The following is a 23,744-nucleotide window of genomic DNA, read 5'->3' as shown; positions in this document are numbered from 1 at the left end:
ATATCAGTCCTTCTTAGCCTTGCCCTGGGCTGCCACCGCAGCCATGGCCGCCTCGATCTCGGCGGCATCGCCGAGATAATAGTGGCGGATCGGGCGCAGGTCATCATCCAATTCGTACACCAGCGGCTGGCCGGTGGGAATGTTCAGGTTGACGATGTCTTCGTCCGAGACGTTGTCCAGGTGCTTGATCAGGGCGCGCAGGCTGTTGCCGTGGGCGGCGATCAGGACATTGCGGCCGGCGCGGATGGCCGGGGCGATGGATTCGTTCCAGAACGGCAGCACGCGCTCCACGGTGTCCTTCAGGCATTCGGTGGCGGGCAGCTGGTCGGCCGGCACCTTGGCGTAGCGCTTGTCGAAACGCGGATGGCGCTCGTCGTCCAGCGCCAGCGGCAGCGGGGCGATGGCGTAGGCGCGGCGCCAGATCAGCACCTGCTCGTCGCCATACTTGGCGGCGGTTTCCGCCTTGTTCAGGCCTTGCAGCGCGCCGTAGTGGCGTTCGTTCAGGCGCCAGGTCACGCCGACCGGGGTATACATGGCGTCCATGGCGTCCAGGGCGATCCACAGCGTGCGGATGGCGCGCTTGAGCAGCGACGAGTAGGCCAGGTCGAAGGTAAAGCCTTCTTTCTTGAGCAGTTCGCCGGCCTTGCGGGCCTGTTCGCGACCGGTGTCGGTGAGGTCGACGTCGGTCCAACCGGTGAAGCGGTTTTCCAGATTCCACTGGCTTTCGCCGTGGCGCATCAGAACGAGTTTGTGCATGATTTGGGACGCTTGTAACGCGGGTTAAAGTGAAAGAATGCGCTCATTTTATAATTGAGCGATTTTGCCCTTGATTTTGCCCCGGCGCACCCGCCCATTTCCGCGGCGCGGCGCATCAGGGTTCGCCTATACCAGGCTAGTCGCCGTACTTCAGGATGCCCCGTGGACCTTTTGCAATTCTTGATCGATAAAAACAACGTCTTCATCGTCGCCGTTGCCGTGATCTCCGGCATCATGCTGGCCATCCCCGCCCTGCGCAAGGGCCGCACCGGTTCGGCCGTGAGCACGACCGAGGCCATCCAGATGGTCAACCAGCGCCAGGCCGTCTGGGTCGACGTGCGCCCCGCCGAGCAGTTCCAGGCCGGCCATATCGCCCAGGCCCGCAACGTGCCGGCTGCCGACCTGGAGCAAAAGGCCGCCTCGCTGCCCAAGAACAAGCCGCTGGTCGTGGTTTGCGACAATGGCCGCGATTCGGCCCGCGCCGCCGCCAAGCTACGCGCCCAGGGCTTTGCCGACGTCGTGCCGCTGGACGGAGGCATGCGCGCCTGGTCGGCCGCCAGCCTGCCGGTGACCCAGAAGGGTTGAAGCCAAGGGCCCCGCCCCCATCTACCTATTCTTGTACCCACAGGAGCGCCCATGAATAAAGTCGTCATGTACAGCAAGGACTATTGTCCCTATTGCGCCCGCGCCAAGAGTTTGCTCGAGCAGCGCGGCGTGACCGACCTGGAAATCATCCAGATCGACCGGGACCCGTCCCAGCGCGAGGTCATGATCGAACGCACCGGCCGGCGCACCGTCCCGCAGATCTTCATCGGCGATACCCATGTCGGCGGTTGCGACGACCTGATGGCCCTGGACCGCTCGGGTGGCCTTGCCCCCATGCTGGCCAGCTAATCGCCCCCTTTTTGCCCCTCCCACCAACGGAAACACTCATGGCTGATCAAGACCAAAACACCCAGCAAGAAGGCGGCAACGCGCCCTCGTTCAATCTGCAGCGCGTCTACCTGAAAGACCTTTCGCTGGAAATGCCGAATGCGCCCCACGTCTTCCTGGAGCAGGAAGCGCCCCAGGTCGAGGTGAGCATCACCGTGGGCGGCCAGCGCCTGGCTGAAACCGTGTTCGAAACCACGGTCACCGTCACCGTCACCACCCGCATCAACGAAAAGGTCGTGTACCTGGTCGAAGGCACGCAAGCCGGCATCTTCGAGGCTGCCAACATCCCCGAAGAACAGCTCGACCCGCTGCTGGGCATCGTCTGCCCGACCATGCTGTACCCCTACCTGCGCGCCAACATCGCCGACGCGATCACCCGCACCTCGATGCCGCCGCTGCACCTGACCGAAGTGAACTTCCAGGCCCTGTACGAGCAGCGCCTGGCCGAGCTGCAACAGCAGCAAGGCGCCGCCAACGGCAACGGCAGCGACTCGGGCATCATCCTGCCCCCCGGCGTGACCCGCCAGTAAGCAAGCCACGGCCCCTCCATGAACAATCCCGTTGTGCCACGCTTGCGCGTCGCCGTCCTGGGTGCGGGAAGTTGGGGCACCGCGCTGGCGGCGGCCGCCAGCCGCCGCCACGCCACCGTACTCTGGGCGCGCGATGCCGCGCAGGCCGCCGACATGGCCGCCTCGCACGAAAACGCGCGCTACCTGCCGGGCATCGCCCTGCCGCAGGCACTGAATATCTCCTCCGATCTCGACGCCGCGCTGCGCAGCCTGCAAGAGGACGGCGCACGCCGCCTGATCGTGCTGGGCGTGCCCGTGGCCGGCCTGACCGCCATCTGCGGCGAGCTGTCCCGCCGGCTGCCTGCGTTGGGATTGCAGGACACCCCCATCGTCTGGACCTGCAAGGGCTTTGAAGCCGACACGGCCAGGCTGCCTCACGAAATCATGCGCGAGGCCCTGCCTGGCGCGACCGGCGGCGCATTGTCGGGCCCCTCGTTCGCGCGCGAAGTCGCGCAGGGCCTGCCGGTGGCGCTGACCGTGGCCAGCGACAGCCCCGCCTTGCGCGAGGCCACCACGGCTGCCTTCCACGGCGCGGCGCTGCGCGTCTATGCCAGCACCGACCTGGTCGGCGTGGAAGTGGGCGGCGCGCTGAAGAACGTGATCGCCGTCGCCTGCGGCATCGGCGACGGCCTGGCCCTGGGCACCAATGCCCGCGCCGCGCTGATCACCCGCGGCCTGGCCGAGATGACCCGCTTCGGCGTGGCGCTGGGCGCCCAGGCCGAAACCTTCGCCGGGCTGACCGGCCTGGGCGACTTGGTGCTGACCGCGACGGGCGAGCTGTCGCGCAACCGCCGCGTGGGCCTGGAGATCGGCGCCGGCCGCAAGCTGGCTGACATCCTGGCCAGCGGCATCACGGCCGAAGGCGTGCGCTGCGCGCGCGCCGCGCTGGACCGCGCCCGCGCCATCGGGGTCGAACTGCCCATCACCGAAGCCGTCTGCGCCGTGCTGTTCGACGGCGTGGCCCCCATGACGGCCGTGTCCGCCCTGCTGGCGCGCGACGCCCGCTATGAAAGCGGGGTAGCCAGCCAGACGGAAGCGGCGCCGGACAGCCGGCCCCACTGAGCCGCCCCAAAAACAAATACGACGCACAACCCCGAGGAGACATCCTTCATGACGCAAGCCCGCAAGTTCCGGGTCGGCCCGCTGCTACGCGGCCTCTGCCTGAGCCTGGCCGCCATCCTGCCGGCCGCCGCCCATGCCGACTGGCCCGACCGTCCGATCCACATGGTCGTGCCGTTCCCGCCCGGCTCGTCGCCCGACATCCTGGCGCGCACCATCTCGGAACCGCTGTCGCAGGCGCTGGGCCAGCCCATCGTGATCGACAACAAGCCGGGCGCCGGCGGCAACATCGGCACCCGCATCGTGTCGCAGGCCAAGCCGGACGGCTACACGCTGCTCTACACGATCAACGGCCCGCTGGTCACCGCGCCCACGCTGTACAAGAAGACGCTGGGCTACGATCCGCTGCGCGACCTGCAACCGGTTTCGCTGGTGGGCACCAGCCCCAACGTGCTGGTCGTGCCCAGCAGCCTGAAGGTCGACAACGTCAAGGATTTCGTCGCGCTGGTGAAGGGCCGCGGCAATTCGCTGAACTACGGTTCCGTCGGCCCGGGCAGCTCGGCTCACCTGGCGATGGAAATGTTCAAGGAAAGCGCGGGCGTGGACCTGGCGCACATCCCCTATTCCGGCTTCCCGCAGGTCATCTCGGCCATCATCGGCGGCGACGTCCAGGCCGGCTTCATGGTGCCGGCCATCGCCGTGCCCCAGGCCCGCGACGGCAAGGTCAAGCTGCTGGCCGTGACCAGCCTGCAGCCCAGCGAGGCGCTGCCGGGCGTGCCGACGATGGCGTCCCAGGGCTATCCCGACTTTGAAGCCATTTCCTGGAACGCCGTGCTGGTTCCCGCCGGTACGCCCACGCCCATCGTCGAACGGCTCAACAGCGAGCTGGCGCGCATCATCGACAGCGACGCGGTACGCAAGCAGCTGGCTCTGCAGTACTTCACGCCCGCGCCGTCCACGCCCGAAGCCCTGACCGCCCGCATCAAGAATGAAAAGGCGCGCTGGGACCAGGTGATCGAAAAGCTGAATCTGTCGCTGGATTGATCGCGACGCCGCAGTGACGGGCCACGCGCGCCGGATTCAGCGCGCCCCCGTCACACGCCCCCTTCATACCCCTGCTGCCGCCAGGCCTCGAACACCGTCACCGCGACGGCATTGGACAGGTTCAGGCTGCGCTGGCCGGCGCGCATCGGCAGGCGCAGGCGCTGCTGGGGCGGGAACATCGCCTGATGTTCGTCCGACAGCCCGGCCGTTTCACGGCCGAACACGAATACGTCGCCCGGCTTGAAGCCGATGTCCGCCACGCTGCGTTGCGCGTGCGTGGTCAGCGCGTAGATGCTGGACGGCGCGGCGCCGGTGTCGGCCAGGGCCTCCTCCAGCGAGTCATGCACCCGGACCGGCTGCCATTCGTGGTAATCCAACCCGGCGCGGCGCATGCGCGCGTCATCGAGTTCGAAGCCCAAGGGGCGCACCAGATGCAGCTGCGCGCCCGTATTGGCGCACAGGCGGATGGCGTTGCCGGTATTGGGAGGGATTTCAGGGCAGACGAGGATGACGTGGAACATGGCGCTAGGGACTCGGGACGGCTTGCGGCGGGAAGTTCGCCGCATACCGGGAATTGTCGCCGATTTGCCTTCAGGCCGGCTCAAGGCGTGCGCGCGGCCACCAGCACCGTGACCTCCGCCGCGCCCGCGGCCAGCAGCGCGGCGGCGGCCGCGTTGGCGGTGCTGCCGGTGGTCATGACGTCGTCCACCAACAGCAGCGGCCGGCCGCGCAGATCGCCCACGCAATAGAACAGGTCTTGCGCGCCGCGCCGGCGCGCATGGCGGCCCTGCGCGGTCTGCCTGGGGGTCTCGCGGCGCCGCCTCAACACGCCGCGCGCCAGCGGCAGCCCCAGCTCGGCCGCCAGGCTGCGCGCGATCTCGCCCGCCGGATTCATGCCGCGCAGGCGCAGGGACGCGCGGCTGGCGGGAATGGCGACCAGCAAGGCGCCATCCGGCAGAGGGCCGCCACGGACCACGGCGGCGGCGATCAGCCGGGCCAGCACGGGCGCCATGCTGAGCCGCAGCCGGGTCTTCAGCATCAGGATCAGGGTATCGGCGGGCGGCGCGTAGTCGAAGGCGGCAAGCGTGCGCGAAAACGCCCGGGGCGCGCCCAGGCAGGCGGCGCAATGCGGCGCGTCCGGGCGCAACCACAGCGCGCAACGCGGGCAGCGCGGCGGGGCCTCGCAGATGTCGGCTTCGCAGCCGGCACAAAGCCGCGCTCCCGCCACCCGCGCGCCGCACAGCGGGCAGTCGCAGCCGACCCGCGACAGCAGCCACCGCCCCATGGTCCGTAGGGACAATCGGAAGCCGCGGCCGGGATGCGCAATAATGGATGCCATCCCTCATGAAACCATGATCCGCCCGCGAGATAGACGCGGGCGCGACCGAAATGTCCCTGCCAGAATCCGCAACGCTCCCCACCCTGCCCCTCGTCAGCGCCGACGTGCCCCGGCAATTCGCCCGCCGCGGCGACCTGGCCGAGGCGCAGTTCCTGTACGGGGAAGTCGCCCGCCGCATGCTGAGCCGCCTGCAATACATCCGGGTCCAGCCCCTGGTGATGCTGGACGCCGGCTGCGGCGCGGGCGACAACCTGCCGCTGCTGCGCGAACGCTATCCCGGCGCCGCCTATACCGGCCTGGACAACTGCGAACCGCTGCTGGAGCAGGCGCGCAAGCGCCACGCCCCCGGCGGTCTGTCGGCCTGGATCGGCAAGCTGGCGCGCCGCGGCCCGGCCGCCCCGGCCTTCATCAACGCCGACCTGGCGGCTAGCGGCCTGGCGCCCGAATCGCTGGAACTGGTGTGGTCCAACCTGGCCATGCACTGGCACCGCGCCCCGCACGCCGTGCTGGCGGAATGGCGGCGCATTCTCAAAGTGGGCGGGCTGGCGATGTTCTCCTGTCTGGGACCGGCCACGCTGCGCGAACTGCGCCAGGCCCTGGACGATGCCGGACTGCGCACGGCCACGCCGTCCTTCGTGGACATGCATGATTTCGGCGACCTGCTGGTGGAAAACGGCTTCGCCGACCCGGTCATGGACCAGGAGATCCTGACCCTGACCTACCGCAGCCCCGAAAAACTGCTGCAGGACGTGCGCGCGCTGGGCGGCAACCCCGCCGAAGGCCGGCGCGGCGGCCTGGTCGGCCGCGACTGGCGCGACCGCCTCTGTGCCGCGCTGGAAGCGCAGCGTCGGCCCGACGGCCTGATCGTCCTGAGCATCGAAGTCGCCTACGGCCACGCCTGGCGGGCCGCCGCGCATCGCAACACGGCCGGCGAAACGCGGTTGTCGGTCAGCGCAATCGGCGGCCGGCACCGCACGCCCTGATCAGCTGGGCGGAACACGGCTGACCGGCAGGGCCGGCGCTTTGCGGGCGCCGGCCTTCCCCCCTAGTGCAGCCGTTCCGGCAACGGCACGCTGACCCCAGGCTCGGAAGCCGGCAAGGCCGTCATGGGTTCGGAAGTCGCCCGGATGCGGCGCCTCAAGACTGCCGTGGGTTCGGCGGGCCCTACCCCGGGCGCAGCCACGCCGCGCCATGCGTTCGACATGGCTTCGACCACCAGCGGCAGGTCGCGCAGCCGATGGAACTGGCTGCGCAGCCAGCGGGAATCATTGCCGCTGCGCATGGACTCATCGCGCAAGGCGGCGATCATGTCGCCCGTGCCCAGCTCTTCGGCCACCGGCATCAGGCGCTGGAACAGGTTGCGCAGATGGTCCATCAGGCGCAGGCGCTGGCCGTCAGGCGTCACGTAGCTGCCCTGCAGGCCGAAGCGGCAAGCCTGGAAGTGGTTGCTGCGATAGGACAGCCAGGCGCCGTCGCCTGGATCGCCTTCGCGCATCAGCAGCACCGCCAGCGCCTGGGCGAAGGCCGCCAGCTGGCAAGCCCGCTCGACCGTCAGCGGCGTATCGCACACGCGGATCTCGACCGTGCCGAACTCCGGCTTGGGGCGGATGTCCCAGTACAGGTCCTTGATGCTCTCCGCCAGGCCATAGGCGCGCAGCTGCGCCAGATGGGCCTCGAACTGGTACCAGTCCTTCACTTCGGGCGGCATGTGGCCGGCCAGCGGGAAGCTGTTGACCGCGTTCAGGCGCGAGCACGAGAACAGGGTATCCACACCCTCGCAGTACGGCGAGGACGCCGACAGCGCAATGAAATGCGGTACGTAGGGCGACAGGCGGCGCAACAGTTTGATGGAATCGTCGCCGCTTTTGACGCCCAGGTGGATGTGCTGGCCGAAGACCGTAAATTGACGCGCCAGGTAACCGTACATTTCGGCCAGGTACTGGAAGCGCGGGGTGTCCGAAATGGAACGTTCCTGCCAGCGCATGAAGGGATGGGCGCCGCCGCCGGCAACCGACACGCCCACGGCGTCCGCCGCTTCGATCAGGGCGTCGCGCATCTCGCGCATCTCGGCCAGCAAGCCCATGGGGTGCTCGTGCACCGAGGAATTCAGTTCGATCATGGACCGCGTGATTTCCGGTTTAACGCGGTCGGCGATGGGGTGGTTGGCCATTTGGGCCAGCAGCTCGTCAGAGGCTGCGGTCAGGTCAAAACTGCGGGGGTCTATCAGTTGCAGCTCGAGCTCGATGCCCAGGGTGTTGGGGGCCGACGAAATGAACGGGATCTGTTCCATCTCGGACTCCTTTCTGAATGTTTGATGAGGGTGTGCGCCGTTCGACCTTGAAGCCCGGCAACATCCCGGGGGGCACTAGACGGCAGCTTGTGCACGCATGATAGCCGCTGTTTTGTGGCAAGAAGATGGAAAATCGTGACATTTATGTGCAACATCACGAAGCAATCGGTTTTTCCCTGTGAAGAAAAGTGAGCGAGCGCTCACGGCGTAGAAACGGCGCGGGCTCCCGGCCCGCGACGGCCGGATAGCCAGCGTGGAAGGGGCTTTCGGGAAGGGGTGGGACAACCCTTTAAAGGGTTATCCCTAGGCTATTTGCGCCAGAAAATCGGGGTGAACAGCACCAGCACGGTCAGCAATTCCAGGCGCCCGATCAGCATCGCGAAGGTGCAGACCCAGATCTGGAAATCGGACAAGACGGCAAAGTTGCCCATGGGGCCGACCGGCCCCAAGCCGGGGCCGGTGTTGTTGACGCTGGCGAAAACGGCCGAGAAGGCCGTGATCGGGTCCAGGCCGGACAAGAGCAGCAGGCTGGTGAAAACCGCGATGGAGAGCCCGTAGAACAACATGAAGGCCAGCACGGACGACATGGTCCGGGTCTCGACCGCCCGGCCGTTGATGCGCACCGGACTGACGGCGTGCGGGTGCAACATTGTTACCAGCTCATTGCGGGCCTGCTTGACCAGCAGGATCGCCCGGATCATCTTGATGCCGCCCCCGGTCGAGCCGGCCGAGGTCGCAAAGCCCGACAGCAGCAGCATGGTCAACGGCGCAAACAGCGGCCATTGCGCGAAGTCGGTATTGGCGTAGCCCGTGGTGGTAGCCATGGAAATCGTGTTGAACATGCCGTAGCGCAGCGCCTGCAGCGGGTCGGTATAGACCCCTTTCCAGAACAGGAACACCGAAATCACCAGGCCGACCCCCAGCACCACGACCAGGTAGGGGATCGCCTCCGGACAACGCACATAAGCCCGCGGGCTGCGCTGGCGGAAGGCATTGAAATGGGTGGCGAAGTTGATGCCGGCGATCAGCATGAACACCATCGCCACCATTTCCACCGCCACCGAATCGAAGTGGGCAAAGCCGTCGTCCCAGGTCGAAAAGCCGCCCAGGCCCATCGTGGTGGCCATGTGGCACCAGGCCTCGAACCACGACAGGCCGACCGCCCGGTAGGCCAGGAAGCACAGGATGGAGAACACGAAATAGACCGCGTACAGCGCCTTGGCGGTGCTGGCGATGCGGGGCGTGAGCCGTTCATCCTTCATGGGTCCGGGCGTTTCCGCCCGCACCACCTGGTGCCCGCCCACCCCCAGCAAGGGCAGGATGGCCACCGCCAGCACCAGGATGCCCATGCCGCCGATCCAGATCAGCGTGGCCCGCCACAGGTTGATGGACGGGGGCAAGGTGTCCAGGTTGGTCAACACCGTGGCGCCGGTGGTGGTCAGGCCCGACATGGCTTCGAAGTAGGCGCCGGTAAACGATAGCGGCAAGCCAGCGCCATGGAAGTAGAGCAGCAGCGGAATGGCCGCCAACAGGGGCAGGCCCGCCCACACGGCCGACACCAGCACGAAGCCATCGCGCGCGCGCAGCTCGCAGCGGGCGCGGCGCGTTATCGCGGCCAGGCCGCCGCCTATGCCCACCGAGAGCAGGAACCCGTCCAGGAAGGCCTCGCGCGCGCCGTCGCCGCCGACGTAGGCGACGGTCAGCGGGATCAGCATGGTGAGGGCGAACATCACCATTGTCAGGCCCAGGATGTAGAGGGTGCCCAGGACGCGCTTCATGGAGCTATCCGGCCGCGCGCGGCCCGCGCAGAAGGAGGGAGGCGGCGCGCATCAGAAGAAGGACGCCGAGACTTGGAACAGCTTTTCCACGCGCGGCATCTGCCGGCGCGAGGGCACGAAGACGATGACGTGGTCGTCGGATTCGATCACGGTATCGGCGTCCGGCAGGATGATCTCGTCTTCCCGCACCAGGGCGCCGATGCTGGCGCCCTTGGGCAGACTGATCTGCCCGACCGCGCGCCCCACCACCTTGGAGGTGGAGCGGTCGCCGTGGGCGATGGCCTCCAGCGCTTCCGCCACGCCCTGGCGCAACCGGTGAACGGCGGCCACGTCGCCGCGGCGCACGTGGCGCAGGAGTTCGCTCATGGTGGCTTGGGACGGCGACACGGCGATGTCGATATGGCTGCCCTGCATCAGTTCGCCATAGGCTTGCCGGTTGATCAGCGCGATCACCTTGCGCGCGCCCAGGCGCTTGGCCAGCAGCGAGGACATGATGTTGTCCTCGTCGTCGCTGGTCAGCGCCAGCCAGGTGTCCATGTCCTCGATGTTCTCGCGTTCCAGCAGCGCTTCGTCGGTGCCGCTGCCGTGCAGGACCAGCACGCTGTCGGGTAACTGGGTCGCCAGGTATTCGCAGCGCTTCTGGTCGCGCTCGATGATGCGGACGCTGTATTTTTCCTCGGCCAGCTGGCGCGCCAGCCGCAGGCCGATATTGCCGCCGCCCGCGATCATCACGCGGCGCACGGCGCGCTCGGCCTCGCGCAGCTGCCGCACCGCGCGGCGCGCGTCGCGCGAGTCCACCACCAGCACCACCTCGTCGCCCGGGGCGATGACGGTGCCGCTGCCCGCCCGCAGCGGCCGGCCGCCGCGCAGCACGTCGATGACGCGCGCCTTCACGTCGGGCCAGACGTCGCGCAGCTTGTCGACCGGGGAATGGGCCATCGGGCTGCCCGCCCCGACCCGCACGGTCACCACGCTGACCCGGCCTTCGGCGAACTCCACCACCTGCAGGGCTTCGGGGAACTCGATCAGGCTGTGCAGATAGGTGGTGACGCTGCGCTCGGGACTGATCAGGGCGTCGATGCAGAAGCCCTCTTCGCTCATGAGTTCCGGGTGTTCGGCGAACTCGACCGAGCGGATGCGGGCGATGCGGCGGGGAATGTTGAACAGCTGGCGCGCGATCTTGCAGGCCACCATATTGGCCGAATCCGAGGCCGCACAGGCGATTAGCAGGTCGGTGTCGGCGGCGCCGGCGGCCTCCAGCACCGATACCTGCGAGCCGTCGCCATGGACGACGCGCAGGTCGAAGTGTTCTTGCAGGTATTGGAGCTGGACAGGATCCGAATCGATCACCGTGATGTCGTTCTCTTCGGACACCAGGTTCTCGGCCACGCTGGTGCCTACGCGACCAGCGCCCATGATCAGGATCTTCATGAGCTCCGCTTGCGGGCGGACTCGATGCCCAATTGCTTGAGCTTGCGGTACAGGTGGGTGCGTTCCAGCCCCGTGCGTTCCGACACGCGGGTCATGCTGTGGCTTTCGCGGACCAGGTGGTATTCAAAGTAGATGCGTTCGAATTCATCGCGGGCCTCGCGCAGCGGCTGGTCCAGCGAGATGCTGCCCAACTGGCCGTTGGAGGTGACCGGGACTTCGTTGGCGGGCGCGGTGGCCAAAACCGGGGGATCCAGTTCGTCTTCCAGCGCCACGGCGGCGTTGGAGGCGGCCGGATGCGCGGCGGCGGGCGCCGGGTGCGGCGCGCGGCCGCGGGCCAGGCCGGCGGCGACGGTCTTCAGCAGGCGCTGCAGCGTGATCGGCTTTTCGAGGAAATCCATGGCGCCGATGCGCGTGGCCTCGACCGCCGTGTCGATGGTGGCGTGGCCGCTCATCATGATCACGGGCATGTCCAGCAGGCCTTGCGAGCCCCACTCCTTGAGCAGGCTGACGCCGTCGGTGTCGGGCATCCAGATGTCCAGCAACACCAGATCGGGGCGCATGCGCAAGCGTGCGGCGCGCGCTTGCGCCGCGTTTTCAGCCAGCTCGACCGTGTGTCCTTCGTCGTATAGGATTTCCGACAAAAGCTCGCGTATACCGACTTCGTCGTCAACCACCAGAATTCTGGCCATAAAGCATCCACCTATTGCGTAGCCGCATTATCCTTTTCTTGCGCGGTCGCGTCTATTGTATCGGCCTCGGAAGCCAGCCGGGTCAACAAGATCGAGATCCGCGCGCCTCCTTCCTTGCGGTTGGCAAGGTCGATACGCCCGCCGTGTTCTTCCACGATCTTGCGTACGATTGCCAATCCTAACCCAGTCCCGTGGGACTTGGTGGTGACGTAGGGCTCGAACGCGCGCTGCATGACCTGGGGCGGAAAGCCCGGCCCGGTGTCGGCGACCGTGAATCTGAGCGCCTGATGGGCCGCCCGGTCGGGCTGCTCGCTACGCATGAGCTGCGTGGTCACGCTGACCCGCCCTAGTCCGCCCTGCTCGGCGATGGCGTCGCGGGCATTGGACATCAGGTTGTGGATCACCTGGCGCAACTGGGTGGGATCCCCCTCGATGAGAGGCAGGTCAGGCGCCAGCGTCACGTCCAGGTTCAAGGCCTTCTCGGCCAGCCGCGGCGAGCCGCCTTCGGGCTCCCAGCCGTACAGCGACAGCACGTCCGCCACCAGGGCGTTGAAATCGATGCGCTGCATCACGGCCGGCGGCGTGCGGGCGTATTCGCGGAAGTCGTCCACCATCTGCTTGAGCGACGCCACCTGGTTGACGATGGTATTGGTGGACCGTTCCACGATCTGCGCCTCGGCGGGGGGCAGCTTGCCCTCCAGCTTCATGGCCAGACGCTCGGCCGACAGCTGGATCGGCGTCAGCGGGTTCTTGATCTCGTGCGCCAGGCGGCGCGCGACCTCGCCCCAGGCCACGGTCCGGTTGGCCGAGATCACCTCGGTGATGTCGTCGAACACCACCAGGTAGCCGTTGCCGCGCCCGTCCACGCGCAGATGCGTGCCGCGAGCCAGCAGGGTCAGGGGCTGCGCCGGGGCCGCCCCCTCGCCCTGCCCCGGAGCGATTTCAAATTGCTGCTGCCAGTGCTGGCGCTCGGAACCCACCGCGGCATGGGCGGAAAACGCCTGCCGGACGATGTTGGCGAACTCCAGCATGCCGCCCACCGTCTCCAGCGGACGGCCGATCACCGAGCGCAAGTCCGCGCCCAGGATGGTCTGGGCGCCCTGGTTGACGGTCGTGACGCGGAACGATTCGTCGAACACCAGCACCCCGGAGGACAGGTTCGACAGCACGCTTTCCAGATAGACGTTGGAGCGTTCCAGCTGCTGCCGGTTGCTCTCGACCATGCGGCGGGCCTCGTCCAGCTGGCGCGTCATGGCGTTGAACGAGCGCGTGAGCTGGCCGACTTCGTCTCGCTCCGGCGGTTCGGGCAGGGGCCGGTAGTCGCCCACGCCCACGGCCTGGGTGCCGCCCGCCAGGCTGAGCAGCGGCCGCACCAGCCGCTTGGACAGCGACAGCGCCACGGCGATGGCGCCGAAGGCCGCCAGCAGCAGGGCCAGCGTCAGGGTGATGCCGTACAGCTTGCGCAGGCCCAGCCGCGACAGCGCCAGCTCCTGGTAGTCGCGAAAGCCCTGCTGCACCAGATTGGCGTTGTGGGCGATCTGCTCGGGCACGGGCTGCAACAGCTGCAGCCAGCGCGGTTCGGACGCCGGTCCCAGCAGATTGTCGTAGCGGTCGGGTCCCGTCAGCGGGATCACCACCCGCAGATGCAGGCCGCCCTCGGCGCCAGGCGTAACCGGATCATCGGCTTCGGCGGCGGAATAGCCGCGCGCCAGCCGCAGCTGGTTCATGACCGTGGACGGCGGCATCGCCGGCAGCAACTGGCCGTACTGGCTGGTGGAGAACGCGACCATGCGCCCGCTGCCGGTGAACACCATGGCCTCCTGCACGCCATTGGCCTCGCGCAGCCGCGTCAAGGCCAGCGTTACGCCGCTGTCAGAGTTGCGGTTCAGCTCCACGGCCATGGAGCGCGCGCGGGCATCCAGATCGGCCAGCAGCGAGTCCAGCGCGGCGCGGCCCAGGTTCAGGCCCGCTTCCAGCGCCGTGTCCACCCGCACGTTGAACCAGGATTCGATCGAACGCGACATGAACTGCACCGACACGGTGTAGATCAGGGCGCCGGGCACCACGCCGATCAGGGCGAAGGCCAGGGAAAACCGGGCCGTGAGCCGCGCGCCGAACTGGCGCCGGCGGATCTGACGGGCCAGCCGCACGGTCAGCGCCACCACCCAGACAAAGAGCGCCAACGCAAAAATGCCGTTCAGCACCAGCAGCGTGTCGTAGTAGCGCGCAAAGCGCGAGGCATTGCCGGTGGACCACGCCAACAGGCCCAGCAATGCCAGGCCGCTCGCGGCGCCAACCATCAGGGCCAGCCGAAGCAACAGCCTCATGATGGGTCTTTCTCCTTGTCGCTGAGCACGAAGGTGAAGTCCAGCCAGGGCGTCGCCTGCACCCACGAGCTGCTGTTCAAGGCGTTGACCTGGAAGGGCCGCGGCAATAGCGAAGTATCCAGGCGCAAGCGCAGTTGGCCGCCGTAAAGCACGCCCGCGTCGAACTCGTCGGCATCGCCCACCGACCAGTTGCGGATATGGCGGATGACGCCCATGGCGTCGTCCAGGGAGGCGACCGGGAAGGTCAGTTCACCCACGCCGACCCGCCATTGCCGGGTCAGGGCGTTATAGATGATGCGCCAGGTGCGGGAGGTGTCGACCAGGGATTTGTCGAACCACCACCAGCGCTCGCGGTTGATGTTGAGATCGGCGGTGAAATAGAGCGGAACCCCGCGCTGGGCCGCGTCCCGCAGTTGCTGGTTCAGTTCGAACTCGATGTCCGCGTCGATTTCCAGCTTGCCGTCGCGCACCGCCGGGCGAACTTCGGTGACCCTGGGTTCAGCCCCATGCGCCTGCCTGCCCGGCACGAAGGAAAGCAAGGCAGATGCGAGCAACAACCCGAGAAATAAGCGCGGAATAATGGACATACGGCACCGGAACTACGTCATGCCCCCTATTCTTGGCGATTCAGGACTGCTTGGCAAACAAGGCGTAGAAAAACCCGTCGTGCTGGGCCGCGGGTGTTGCATCGACCGCAACAGGCAGCAATTGCCCGGGCGCCTCCAGGCGTTTCGCGTCGGGATGGCGCTGCATGAACTCCAGCGCCTGGCGCGTGCCCTCGATCGGGAAAATCGAGCAGGTCACATAGAGCAGCCGCCCGCCGGGCGCCACGGTGCGCCAGAGCGCGTCCAGGATGCTGGCCTGCAGGGTGGCCGTGCGCCGCACGTCGTTCTCGCGCCGCAGCCAGCGGATGTCCGGGTGGCGGCGCACGATGCCCGAGGCCGTGCAGGGCACGTCGGCCAGCACGGCGTCGAACGGCTTGCCGTCCCACCAGGCATCCAGGTCCGCGGCATCAGCCGCTTGCAACTGGACACGATCGCTTGCCAGGCCCAGCCGGTCCAGGTTCTGCCCGACGCGGGCCAGCCGGCCGGCGTCGGCATCCAGGGCCAGCAGGTCGATATCGGCCAGCTCCAGCAGATGGGCGGTCTTGCCGCCCGGCGCCGAGCAGGCGTCCAGCACCCGCATGCCGTCGGCGGGCGCCAGCAGTTCGGCCGCCAATTGCGCGCCGGCGTCCTGCACCGACCACCAGCCCTCGGCAAAACCGGGCAATTGCGTGACCGGCTTGGGCGTCGCCAACACCAGGCCGGACTGGCCCACGGGCTCGGCCGCAAGGCCGGCGGCCTGGAAAGCAGCCAGCACCTGCTCGCGGCTGGCGCGGCGGCGGTTGACGCGCAGGGTCAGCGGCGCGGGCAGGTTGGCCGCGGCCAGGATCTCGCGCCATTCCTGCGGATAGGCCACGCTCAGCTGCTTGACCCACCAGCCGGGATGGTTCCATTGGGCTTCGGGGCTGTTGGCGACCGCGGCTTCGAGCGCCGCGCGTTCCCGCAGGAAGCGGCGCAGGCAGGCGTTGAGCATGCCTTTAAAGGATGCCAGGCCACGGGTCCGGGTAGCGGCCGTCACGGCCTGGTCCACCACCGTATGCGCGGCATAGACCGGCATTCCCGGCAGAGCTGCCGCGGCTTCGCCCTCTTCCTTCAGCAGGGTCAGCGAGACCAGCAGCAGGGATTCGAACAGCACGCTGGGATAGCGCTGCACCATCTCGCGGCCCACGGCGTCGGCCCAGCCCAGATAGCGCATCGCATGGAACGACACGGCCTGCGTGGCGGGCCGCAGGGACGATTCCACCTCGGCCAGCGCATCGGTCAGGGAGCGGCCGTCCAGCACGCGCTCGACCACCTCCGCGCTGGAAAGCAGGACGGAGGACAGCGGAGGGGCTAGATTGGGAGAGTCGGAACGCGTGGACATGGTGCAAATTCAGGAGATAAGACCGCTATGGTAGCCGGACCTGGACGAACGGCGGCTGTCGCGGCACACTGGCCCCAGCCACGGAGCCCCTCATGACCCTTGCCACCCTGCTGCTCTTCGTCCTGGCCTCGGCCGTCACCATCATCACGCCAGGCCCCACCGTCCTGCTCGCCATGAGCAACGGTTCGCGCCACGGCGTGCGCGCCGCCTGCTGGGGCATGGCGGGCGCCGTGCTGGCCGACCTGGTCCTGATCGGCGCGGTGGCCTCGGGCCTGGGCGTGGTGCTGGCGGCGTCCGAAATCGCCTTCCAGCTCATCAAATGGGTGGGCGCGGCCTATCTGGCCTACCTGGGCTGGAAGATGCTGCGCTCGGACGCCGCGCTGGTCATGCCTGCCGCCCAGCCGGACGCCCGGCGTCCGGCTGGCCTGGCGCTGGGCCTGCGCAGCTTCGCGGTGGCGCTGACCAACCCCAAGGCGCTGCTGTTCATGTCGGCCTTCCTGCCCCAGTTCATCAATCCGGCCGCGCCCCTGCTGGCGCAGTACGCCGTGCTGGCCGGCGTCATGGCGCTGATGAACATCGCCGTGATGCTGGCCTATGCGGCGTTGGGCGCGCAAATGGTGCGCGCCTTCCAGGGCGCCGGCCTGCGCTGGCTGAACCGCGTCTGCGGGGGACTGCTGATCGGGCTGGCCGGGACGCTGGCGCTGTACCGGCGCAGCGCGCCTTGAACGGCATTCAGTCCGCCCGGACAGCCGCCTAGGCTCGCCCCAGCTGCCGCGACAGGAAGCTGCAGGTCGCCACTAGCAGCTTCGCGCATTCCGCCACGTTGCCTTCCATGCGGTGCTTGGGTCCGGCCACCGCGACGGCTAGCGTCTCGTTGTTAATCGTGAGCGTGGTCGCGACCGCCCACACGTCGTAGACGTTCTCGCCCCGGGTCACGAAATAGCCGTTCTTCCGGCTTTCCAGGATGTCCTGGATCAGCGCTGCATGCTCGGTCTTGGTCTCCGGCGTGATCGCGGCCAACTGCTGGTCCTCCATCCATGCGCGCAGCTCGCGCTCCTTCAGGGTGCCCAGGAAGGCCTTGCCGATGGAACTCGAATGCAGCGGTTTGAACTCGCCGGGCTTGGCCGAATAGCGGATCGAATGCAGCCCTTCGATGACCTGCAGGTAGATCGCGGAGTCCCCCAGGCGCTTGCCCAGGATCACGGTTTCGCGGGTGGAATCACGCAGCCGCTCCAGCACCTGGGTGACGTGCTCGATGAACGGGTCCTTGGCCAGGATGTCGCTCGTCACGTCGTACATGCGCTTGGTGGGATACAGCGTGCGCGGACGGTTCAGCGTGTACAGGTAGCCGCGCGCCGTCAGCGTCGACACGATGGCGTGGCAGGTGCTCTTGGGGATGCCAGCCGCCTCGGCCAGGTCAGTCAGCGATAAGGGCCGTTCGTTGGCCTGAAACGCTTCAAAGACGTCAAGCACTCGCTCGACTCCGGTCACCGTGACTCCAGACATGGCGCTTCCTTTTTGGAAAGTGAGATGGCCGCAATTCAGCCCGCTGAATAAATCCGATAAATCCGTTCCGTTTCCGATTTGCCGCAGGATTTTGTTCGTAATACCGAACAACTGTCCTTGTTCCCGAATATTTTGCTTCATACCATCCTCAGCACGCAACACCTCGACGGAGATCAGAAAGCGTGCAGACGAACAAGGACATCGCGGTAGAAGAGCGCGCCGGCGGCGAGGTGTGGATCACCATCGAGCGCCCGCACAAGCACAACGCGCTTGCACGCAAGGTGCTCGCCGAACTCGGGCAGGCGGTGCTTGCGGCGGGCAGGCGGACAGACACTCGCTTCATCGTCCTGACCGGCGCCGGCGACCGGTACTTTGCAGCCGGCGGCGATCTGGTGGAACTGGCCGAGGTGCGCGACGTAGCGGCCACCACGGACATGGCCGAGCAGTCCCGCGCGGCGCTGGACGCGGTGCGCAACTGCCCCGTGCCCGTGCTGGCCTACCTGAACGGCGACGCGATCGGCGGCGGCGCCGAACTGGCCCTGGCGTGCGACATGCGCATGCTGGCCAGCCACGCGCACATCGGCTTCATCCAGGCGCGGCTGGCCATCTCGTCGGTATGGGGTGGCGGGGTCGACTTGTGCCAGCTGGCGGGCAGCGCCCGCGCGATGCGCATGATGAGCCGCGGCGAACTGATAGACGCACCGGTGGCGCTGGATTGGGGCCTGGCCGACGCCATCGTTTCGGACGGATTGGCGGGCGCGGACATGCAAGCCTTCCTCAAGCCGCTGCGGCTCTGCGCGCCGCAGGTGCTGCGGGCCATCAAGGCGCAAACCGCAGCCTGGCGCCAAGGCGCCTCGTATGAAGCGCGCCGCGCCGTCGAACGGCAACAGGTGATGCATACCTGGCTGCACGACGATCACTGGCGCGCGTCCGACGCGTTTCTTGCGAGGAGTTCGAAATGAGCGCCGAACAGAACCGCGAAACGCGCGACATGGAACCGCAGCTGAGTTCCACCAGCGCCAGCGGCATCGAAGTGCCGACCAGCGTCGGCGCCGACGCCGTCGACCCAGCCCGCATCGGCATCCCCGGCGAGTACCCGTACACGCGGGGCATCTTCCCCGACGGCTATCAGGGCCGTCTCTGGACCATCCGCCAGTACTCCGGCTTCGGCACCGCCGAAGAGTCCAACGAGCGCTACAAGTTCCTGCTGGAAAAGGGGCAGACCGGCCTGTCCGTGGCACTGGACCTGCCCACGCAGTGCGGCCTGGATCCGGTGCACCCGATGGCGCGTCCGGAGATCGGCAAGGTGGGGGTTTCGCTCTCCAACCTGAGCGAGGCCGAGATCCTGTTCAAGGATCTGGACCTGTCGAAGATCTCGACCTCGTTCACGATCAACGGCACGGCCGCCATCATCTATGCGATGTATCTGGCCGTGGCCGACAAGCAGAACGTCCCGCGCGACAAGCTCACCGGCACCATCCAGAACGACATCCTGAAGGAGTACGTGGCGCGCGGCACCTGGATCTTCCCGGTGCGCCCCTCGATGCGGCTGATCGCGGATTCGATCCTCTATTCCAACGAAGTCTCGCCGCGCTTCAACCCCATCAGCATCGCGGGCGCCCACGTGCGCGATGCCGGCTCGACCGCAGCTGAAGAAATGGCCTACACACTGGCCAACGGCCTGGCCTACGTGGACGAACTGCGCGCACGCGGCGGCGACGTCGAAAAGTTCGCCAAGCGCCTGTCGTTCTTCTTCTACGTCCACATGGACTTCTTTGACGAGATCGCCAAGTTCCGCGCCGGCCGCAGGCTTTGGGCCCGCCTCATGAAGGAACGCTACGGCGTGAAGGACCCGAAGGCGCAGCACTTCCGGTTCGGCGTGGTGTGCGGCGGCTCGTCGCTGGTGGCGCCGCAGCCCTACAACAACGTGGCGCGCGTGGCGGTGGAAACCATGGCGGCAGTGCTGGGCGGCGCGCAATCCATCTTCACCTGCGCCTTCGACGAAGCCTTCCAGATCCCCACTGAATTTTCGGCCGAGCTGGCCGTGCGCACGCAGCAGATCATCGCTTTCGAGAGCGGCATAGGCCGCACGGTCGATCCCTTGGGCGGCAGCTATTTCCTGGAGCAGCACACCGACCGGATGGAAGAGCAGATCACCAAGGTAATGGATGAGATAGACGCCTACGGCGGCGTGATCCCGGCCATCGAGGACGGCTGGATCCAGCTGCGCCTGGCCGAGCGCGGCCTGGAGCGCAAGCTCAACACCGACTCCGGCCAAAACGTGATCATCGGCCAGAACTACTTCAGGAAGGCAGACGAGGAAATCAAGGTCGGCGAGGTCTTCAAGCTGGACCCGACCGTGGCCGAACGCGCGCTCGAGAAATACCAGCGGGTGCTGGACACGCGCCGCCAATCCGAGGTCGACCGCGCGCTGTCCCGGCTTTCCGCCGTGGCCGCCAAGGATAACGAGAACATCATGCCCTACCTCGTGGAGTGCTGCCACGCCTACGCCACCGTCGGCGAAATGGTGGAGCGCCTGAAGGAAAAGTGGGGCGAATTCAAGGAGCCAGTGAATCTATGAGCGCCCCACAGACCTCTGCCGCCCTGGCGGCCAAGCGTATCCTGATCGGCAAGCCCGGCCTGGACGGCCACGACATCGGCGCCAAGATCGTCGCGTTGACGCTGCGCAACGCTGGCGCGGAAGTCATCTACACCGGCCTGCGCCGCAGTCCGCTGCAGATCGCGCAGGTCGCGGTGGACGAAGGCGTGGACGCGGTCGGCCTGAGCATCCTGTCCGGCAGCCACCGCGAGCTGGTCGCCGAAGTCATGGCGCAGCTGCGCGAACTGCGGGCGCACGGAGTAAAGGTCTTCGTCGGCGGCACCATTCCGGCCGAAGACTGGCCCTACCTGAAAGAACTGGGCGTGGCCGCAATCTTTACCGCCGACATGGCGCTGGACGACATGGTCCGCACCTTGGCCCAGAGCCTGTCATGAACGCGCCGCTGGCGGGGATCCGGATCATCGAGGTCGGCCATATGTTGGCCGGCCCCTACTGCGGCTTGATGCTGGCCGACATGGGCGCCGAGGTCATCAAGATCGAAACGCCCGAAGGCGACATCGGCCGCAGCGTCAGCCCCCACTTCGTGGGCCCGCACAATGCCTACTTCGCCAGCCTGAATCGCAACAAGAAGAGCGTGGTGCTGGACCTGGCTTGCGACGAGGGGCGCGCCGCGCTGGGTCGCATCGTCGAAACCTCGCACGCCCTGGTGACCAACCTGCGGCCTGCGGCGATCCGCAAGCTCGGTCTCACCTACGACGCGTTGCGGCGCTGGAACCCACGCCTGGTCTGCGTGGCGCTGACCGGCTACGGGCTGGATGGTCCCTATGCGGACAACCCCGCCTACGATTACGTCATCCAGGCGATGACGGGCGTCATGGCGCTGACCGGCGATCCCGAGGCTCCGCCCACCAAGGCTGGCTACTCGGCGGTGGACAACTCGGCGGGCCTGGTTGCCGCGGTCGGGCTGTTGGCCAAGATCGTGCAGGGCCAAGGCGGCCAGGTCGACGTCGCCATGTACGACGTCATGCTCTCGCAGCTCAACTACCTGGCGGGCGCGGCGCTGAACGCAGGCGAAACCATAGAGCGCCTGGCCGATTCGTCGCACCCCTATGTAGTGCCGGCGCAGATTTTCGCGACGGCGGACGGCTGGCTCACGCTGTTCATCACCCACGACAAATTCTGGAAGACCTTCTGCGGCGAAATCGGCCGCCCCGAATGGATCGCGGACGCGAAGTTCGCCACCATGGCGGGACGCCGTAAGCACCGGGCCGAGGTCATCGCCGCCATTGCGCAGGTACTGCGCCAGGCGCCTGCCAGAGCCTGGGTGCGTCGCCTGAGTCCTTTGGGCGTGGTGGTGGCCGAAGTCGGCACCTTGAATGCCGCACTCTCCAGCGACATCGCCGCCGCCCGCGAACTGGTCGTCGCGCTGGGCGACGGCAACCTGCCGTTGCAGGCGGTGGCCAGCCCGATCCGCTTCCAGGGATACGCGCCCGTCTATGGCCTGCCCCCCCTGCTGGACGAGCACGGCGACGAAGTGCTGGGCAGGGTCAAGACATGAGCGCGCCGGGCCTCTCCAAGCGTGAAGACCGTCCCGTGAGCGCGCCGCCCCTGGACCGCTGGGCGCTGAGCCGCGCGCTCACGCGCATGGCCAACGCCGACGCCGCCGAAGTGGCGCGGTTCGCGCTGCGCGATGCGACGGCGCACGCCGCGCGCCGGATCGGCATCACCGGCGCTCCCGGCGCCGGCAAGAGCACCCTGGTCGGGCACCTGGCGCTGGAACGCGCGCCAACTGGACGGCTGGGCGTCCTGGCCGTGGATCCGAGCAGCCCCAAGAGCGGCGGCGCGATCCTGGGCGACCGCGTCCGCATGGACGACCTGGCCGGCATCGGCGACCTGTACATCCGCTCGCTGGGCTCGCGGCGCACGTGCGACGGCTTGGCCGACAACCTGCCGGAGATGCTCGACATCATGGACGAGTTCGGCTTCGACGAGGTGCTGCTGGAGACGGTCGGCATCGGCCAGGCCGAGTACGCGGCGCGCGCGCAGGTCGACACGCTGGTCCTGGTGCTGCTGCCCGAAAGCGGCGACGTGGTCCAGGCCATGAAGGCCGGCATCATGGAAATGGCCGACATCTACGTCGTGAACAAGTCGGACCTGCCGGGCGCGAAAAAAATGGCCACCGACATACAGCGCATCGCCGCGGTAAGCCCGCGGCCCGAGGGCGCTTGGCGCGCACCGGTACTGCTGGCGTCCTCCACGCAACCGGACTCGATCCGCGCCCTATCGCAAGCCATAGACCGGCACCAGGCCTGGCGCGCCACCGACCCGGAGCGGCGCCAACGCCTGCGCGCCCAGCGGCTGCGCTACCGGCTGCGGCGCATGCTCGAAATGCGCATCGCGCATGCCATCGCCCATGCGGACGAGGCACTGTTCGACGCGCCGCTGCGCCAGCAGATGGATCGAATACTCGCCACGGCCGGCAACACGCTCGACTTTTGACTCCTCGGAGACCCGCCATGCTCGCACGCCTGCTCGCATCGTTGTTGACCGCCGTCTGCATCGCCGCACCGGCCGCGGGCGCAGACGCGGCATTTCCTGCCAAGCCGGTCAGGATCATCGTCCCGCAGACGCCCGGCGGCGCCTCCGACGTGCTGGCCCGCCTCATCGGCCAGAAGCTCACCGCGAAATGGGGCCAGCCGGTAGTGGTCGAAAACCACCCCGGCGCGGGCGGCAATGTGGGCATGGAGCTGGTCGTCCGCGCGGCGCCCGACGGCTACACGCTGCTGATGAGCTATGTCGGCACCCAGGCCATCAATGGCGCGCTGTACCGCAAGCTTGCCTTCGATCCGGTTCAGGACTTCGCGCCGGTCGCCACGCTGGCCACCCTGCCCTTCGTGATGGTGACCCAGGCGGATTCACCGCTCAAGACCGTTTCCGCGGTGGTCGCCGCCGCGCGCACTTCACACGTCACCTATGGCTCGGCTGGCAATGGCTCGGTCAATCACCTGCTGGGCGAGATGTTCAACACCGCCACCGGCGTCAAGCTCGCGCACATACCCTACCGGGGCGCGGCGCCGGCGCTGCAGGACTTGATGGGCGGACGGATCCAGGTCGTGTTCACCAGCCTGCCGTCCGTCATCGGCGCCCTCAAGAGTTCCACCCTCTATCCGATCGCGGTCACCAGCGCACGTCCCGCCGCCGCATTCGACAGCATTCCCACCATCGCGCAGGCCGGCTTCAAGGACTTTGATGTCAATCCGTGGTTCGGCCTCATGGCCCCGGGACGCACGCCGCCGGCTCTCGTCCGGAAGATCAACAACGATGTGAACGACATCCTGCGCACGCCGGAAGTCGCGGCCAGCTTCGCGGCCCAGGGCGCCGAACCCTACATCACGCAACCGGACGAGTTCGCAAGAATCCTGCGGGCCGATGCGCTGAAGTGGGGCGACGTGGTGCGCGCCTCGGGCGCGCAGGTGGATTGACCGATGTCGCGCGCGC

Annotated in this window: 24 protein-coding genes; 13 read left to right on the top strand and 11 right to left on the bottom strand. The window is 67.5% G+C overall.

The features are described 5' to 3' along the window. Positions 1 to 3 precede the first annotated feature (3 nt). On the bottom strand, positions 4 to 756 hold the full coding sequence (gene gpmA, locus BRO63_RS30350) for a 2,3-diphosphoglycerate-dependent phosphoglycerate mutase (RefSeq protein ID WP_088143289.1): 753 nt from the start codon (positions 754 to 756) through the stop codon (positions 4 to 6). Between the two features lie 162 nt (positions 757 to 918). Here gpmA and BRO63_RS30345 point away from each other — a divergent pair, with 162 nt between their 5' ends. Genes BRO63_RS30345 through BRO63_RS30325 form a run of 5 tightly spaced genes read left to right on the top strand, consistent with a single transcriptional unit; the run spans position 919 to position 4,361 of the window. Continuing rightward, positions 919 to 1,341, top strand: coding sequence for a rhodanese-like domain-containing protein (locus tag BRO63_RS30345; protein WP_173145064.1), 423 nt, complete (start codon positions 919 to 921; stop codon positions 1,339 to 1,341). A gap of 51 nt (positions 1,342 to 1,392) precedes the next feature. Next, complete coding sequence (grxC, locus tag BRO63_RS30340; RefSeq protein WP_088143288.1) at positions 1,393 to 1,650, top strand: glutaredoxin 3; 258 nt, start codon at positions 1,393 to 1,395, stop codon at positions 1,648 to 1,650. Between the two features lie 38 nt (positions 1,651 to 1,688). Then, positions 1,689 to 2,219 (top strand): protein-export chaperone SecB, encoded by a 531-nt coding sequence (gene secB / locus BRO63_RS30335; protein WP_088143287.1) that lies wholly within the window; start codon positions 1,689 to 1,691, stop codon positions 2,217 to 2,219. A gap of 18 nt (positions 2,220 to 2,237) precedes the next feature. Next, positions 2,238 to 3,320: an NAD(P)H-dependent glycerol-3-phosphate dehydrogenase gene (locus BRO63_RS30330; RefSeq protein ID WP_088143286.1), complete on the top strand. Its 1,083-nt coding sequence runs from the start codon at positions 2,238 to 2,240 to the stop codon at positions 3,318 to 3,320. Between the two features lie 48 nt (positions 3,321 to 3,368). After that, the gene (locus tag BRO63_RS30325; protein WP_088143285.1) at positions 3,369 to 4,361 is read left to right on the top strand and encodes a Bug family tripartite tricarboxylate transporter substrate binding protein; all 993 of its coding nucleotides are present in this window, start codon (positions 3,369 to 3,371) and stop codon (positions 4,359 to 4,361) included. Between the two features lie 50 nt (positions 4,362 to 4,411). On the opposite strand, the gene BRO63_RS30320 is transcribed toward BRO63_RS30325, so the two are convergent. Then, complete coding sequence (locus BRO63_RS30320) at positions 4,412 to 4,882, bottom strand: tRNA (cytidine(34)-2'-O)-methyltransferase (protein ID WP_088143284.1); 471 nt, start codon at positions 4,880 to 4,882, stop codon at positions 4,412 to 4,414. 80 nt (positions 4,883 to 4,962) lie between these two features. After that, positions 4,963 to 5,661, bottom strand: a complete 699-nt coding sequence (locus BRO63_RS30315; protein ID WP_373557804.1) for a ComF family protein — start codon at positions 5,659 to 5,661, stop codon at positions 4,963 to 4,965. Between the two features lie 89 nt (positions 5,662 to 5,750). Between BRO63_RS30315 and BRO63_RS30310 the strand changes: the two genes are divergently transcribed. Beyond that, positions 5,751 to 6,683 carry a methyltransferase domain-containing protein gene (locus tag BRO63_RS30310; protein WP_088143282.1) on the top strand — a complete coding sequence of 311 codons (933 nt, stop codon included), beginning with the start codon at positions 5,751 to 5,753 and terminating at the stop codon, positions 6,681 to 6,683. Positions 6,684 to 6,745: 62 nt separating this feature from the next. Here the strand turns inward: BRO63_RS30310 and BRO63_RS30305 are convergent, their stop codons facing one another. From BRO63_RS30305 to rsmB, 7 genes are all read right to left on the bottom strand, one after another. Beyond that, entirely contained in the window at positions 6,746 to 7,990 is a 1,245-nt protein-coding gene (locus tag BRO63_RS30305) for a YbdK family carboxylate-amine ligase (protein WP_088143281.1), read from the bottom strand. 308 nt (positions 7,991 to 8,298) lie between these two features. Continuing rightward, a complete protein-coding gene (locus tag BRO63_RS30300) occupies positions 8,299 to 9,768 on the bottom strand; it encodes a TrkH family potassium uptake protein (RefSeq protein ID WP_088143280.1) in 1,470 nt (489 codons plus the stop codon). Positions 9,769 to 9,819: 51 nt separating this feature from the next. Next, positions 9,820 to 11,199, bottom strand: coding sequence for a Trk system potassium transporter TrkA (trkA, locus tag BRO63_RS30295; protein ID WP_059378200.1), 1,380 nt, complete (start codon positions 11,197 to 11,199; stop codon positions 9,820 to 9,822). Beyond that, positions 11,196 to 11,888, bottom strand: a complete 693-nt coding sequence (locus tag BRO63_RS30290) for a response regulator (protein ID WP_088143279.1) — start codon at positions 11,886 to 11,888, stop codon at positions 11,196 to 11,198. Before BRO63_RS30290 ends, trkA begins: the two co-directional genes overlap by 4 nt. Before the next feature lie 11 nt (positions 11,889 to 11,899). Beyond that, positions 11,900 to 14,215, bottom strand: coding sequence for a sensor histidine kinase (locus BRO63_RS30285; RefSeq protein ID WP_088143278.1), 2,316 nt, complete (start codon positions 14,213 to 14,215; stop codon positions 11,900 to 11,902). After that, positions 14,212 to 14,802 (bottom strand): DUF4390 domain-containing protein, encoded by a 591-nt coding sequence (locus tag BRO63_RS30280; protein WP_088143277.1) that lies wholly within the window; start codon positions 14,800 to 14,802, stop codon positions 14,212 to 14,214. The genes BRO63_RS30285 and BRO63_RS30280 overlap by 4 nt, the downstream gene beginning before the upstream one ends. Before the next feature lie 40 nt (positions 14,803 to 14,842). Then, positions 14,843 to 16,180, bottom strand: coding sequence for a 16S rRNA (cytosine(967)-C(5))-methyltransferase RsmB (rsmB, locus tag BRO63_RS30275; RefSeq protein ID WP_088143276.1), 1,338 nt, complete (start codon positions 16,178 to 16,180; stop codon positions 14,843 to 14,845). A gap of 92 nt (positions 16,181 to 16,272) precedes the next feature. On the opposite strand from rsmB, the gene BRO63_RS30270 reads away from it, so the two are divergent. Then, positions 16,273 to 16,905 carry a LysE family translocator gene (locus BRO63_RS30270; protein ID WP_088143275.1) on the top strand — a complete coding sequence of 211 codons (633 nt, stop codon included), beginning with the start codon at positions 16,273 to 16,275 and terminating at the stop codon, positions 16,903 to 16,905. 28 nt (positions 16,906 to 16,933) lie between these two features. Here BRO63_RS30270 and BRO63_RS30265 read toward each other — a convergent pair whose 3' ends face one another. Next, positions 16,934 to 17,686, bottom strand: a complete 753-nt coding sequence (locus BRO63_RS30265) for an IclR family transcriptional regulator (RefSeq protein WP_088143274.1) — start codon at positions 17,684 to 17,686, stop codon at positions 16,934 to 16,936. Positions 17,687 to 17,868: 182 nt separating this feature from the next. Between BRO63_RS30265 and BRO63_RS30260 the strand changes: the two genes are divergently transcribed. Genes BRO63_RS30260 through BRO63_RS30235 form a run of 6 tightly spaced genes read left to right on the top strand, consistent with a single transcriptional unit; the run spans position 17,869 to position 23,728 of the window. Further along, on the top strand, positions 17,869 to 18,648 hold the full coding sequence (locus tag BRO63_RS30260; protein WP_088143273.1) for an enoyl-CoA hydratase/isomerase family protein: 780 nt from the start codon (positions 17,869 to 17,871) through the stop codon (positions 18,646 to 18,648). Then, a complete protein-coding gene (locus BRO63_RS30255; RefSeq protein ID WP_088143272.1) occupies positions 18,645 to 20,267 on the top strand; it encodes an acyl-CoA mutase large subunit family protein in 1,623 nt (540 codons plus the stop codon). Before BRO63_RS30260 ends, BRO63_RS30255 begins: the two co-directional genes overlap by 4 nt. Further along, positions 20,264 to 20,680, top strand: a complete 417-nt coding sequence (locus BRO63_RS30250; RefSeq protein ID WP_088143271.1) for a cobalamin B12-binding domain-containing protein — start codon at positions 20,264 to 20,266, stop codon at positions 20,678 to 20,680. The genes BRO63_RS30255 and BRO63_RS30250 overlap by 4 nt, the downstream gene beginning before the upstream one ends. After that, positions 20,677 to 21,804, top strand: coding sequence for a CaiB/BaiF CoA transferase family protein (locus BRO63_RS30245; RefSeq protein WP_088143270.1), 1,128 nt, complete (start codon positions 20,677 to 20,679; stop codon positions 21,802 to 21,804). Before BRO63_RS30250 ends, BRO63_RS30245 begins: the two co-directional genes overlap by 4 nt. Next, positions 21,801 to 22,745 carry an ArgK/MeaB family GTPase gene (locus tag BRO63_RS30240; protein WP_088143269.1) on the top strand — a complete coding sequence of 315 codons (945 nt, stop codon included), beginning with the start codon at positions 21,801 to 21,803 and terminating at the stop codon, positions 22,743 to 22,745. The genes BRO63_RS30245 and BRO63_RS30240 overlap by 4 nt, the downstream gene beginning before the upstream one ends. A 17-nt stretch (positions 22,746 to 22,762) precedes the next feature. After that, complete coding sequence (locus tag BRO63_RS30235) at positions 22,763 to 23,728, top strand: Bug family tripartite tricarboxylate transporter substrate binding protein (RefSeq protein ID WP_088143268.1); 966 nt, start codon at positions 22,763 to 22,765, stop codon at positions 23,726 to 23,728. Positions 23,729 to 23,744: the final 16 nt, after the last annotated feature.

The organism is Achromobacter xylosoxidans (assembly GCF_002192695.1).
In the GTDB taxonomy this organism is placed as follows: domain Bacteria; phylum Pseudomonadota; class Gammaproteobacteria; order Burkholderiales; family Burkholderiaceae_B; genus Achromobacter; species Achromobacter xylosoxidans_C.
Note: the sequence above shows the minus strand (reverse complement) of the source record. Positions and strands in the feature narration are given on the sequence as shown.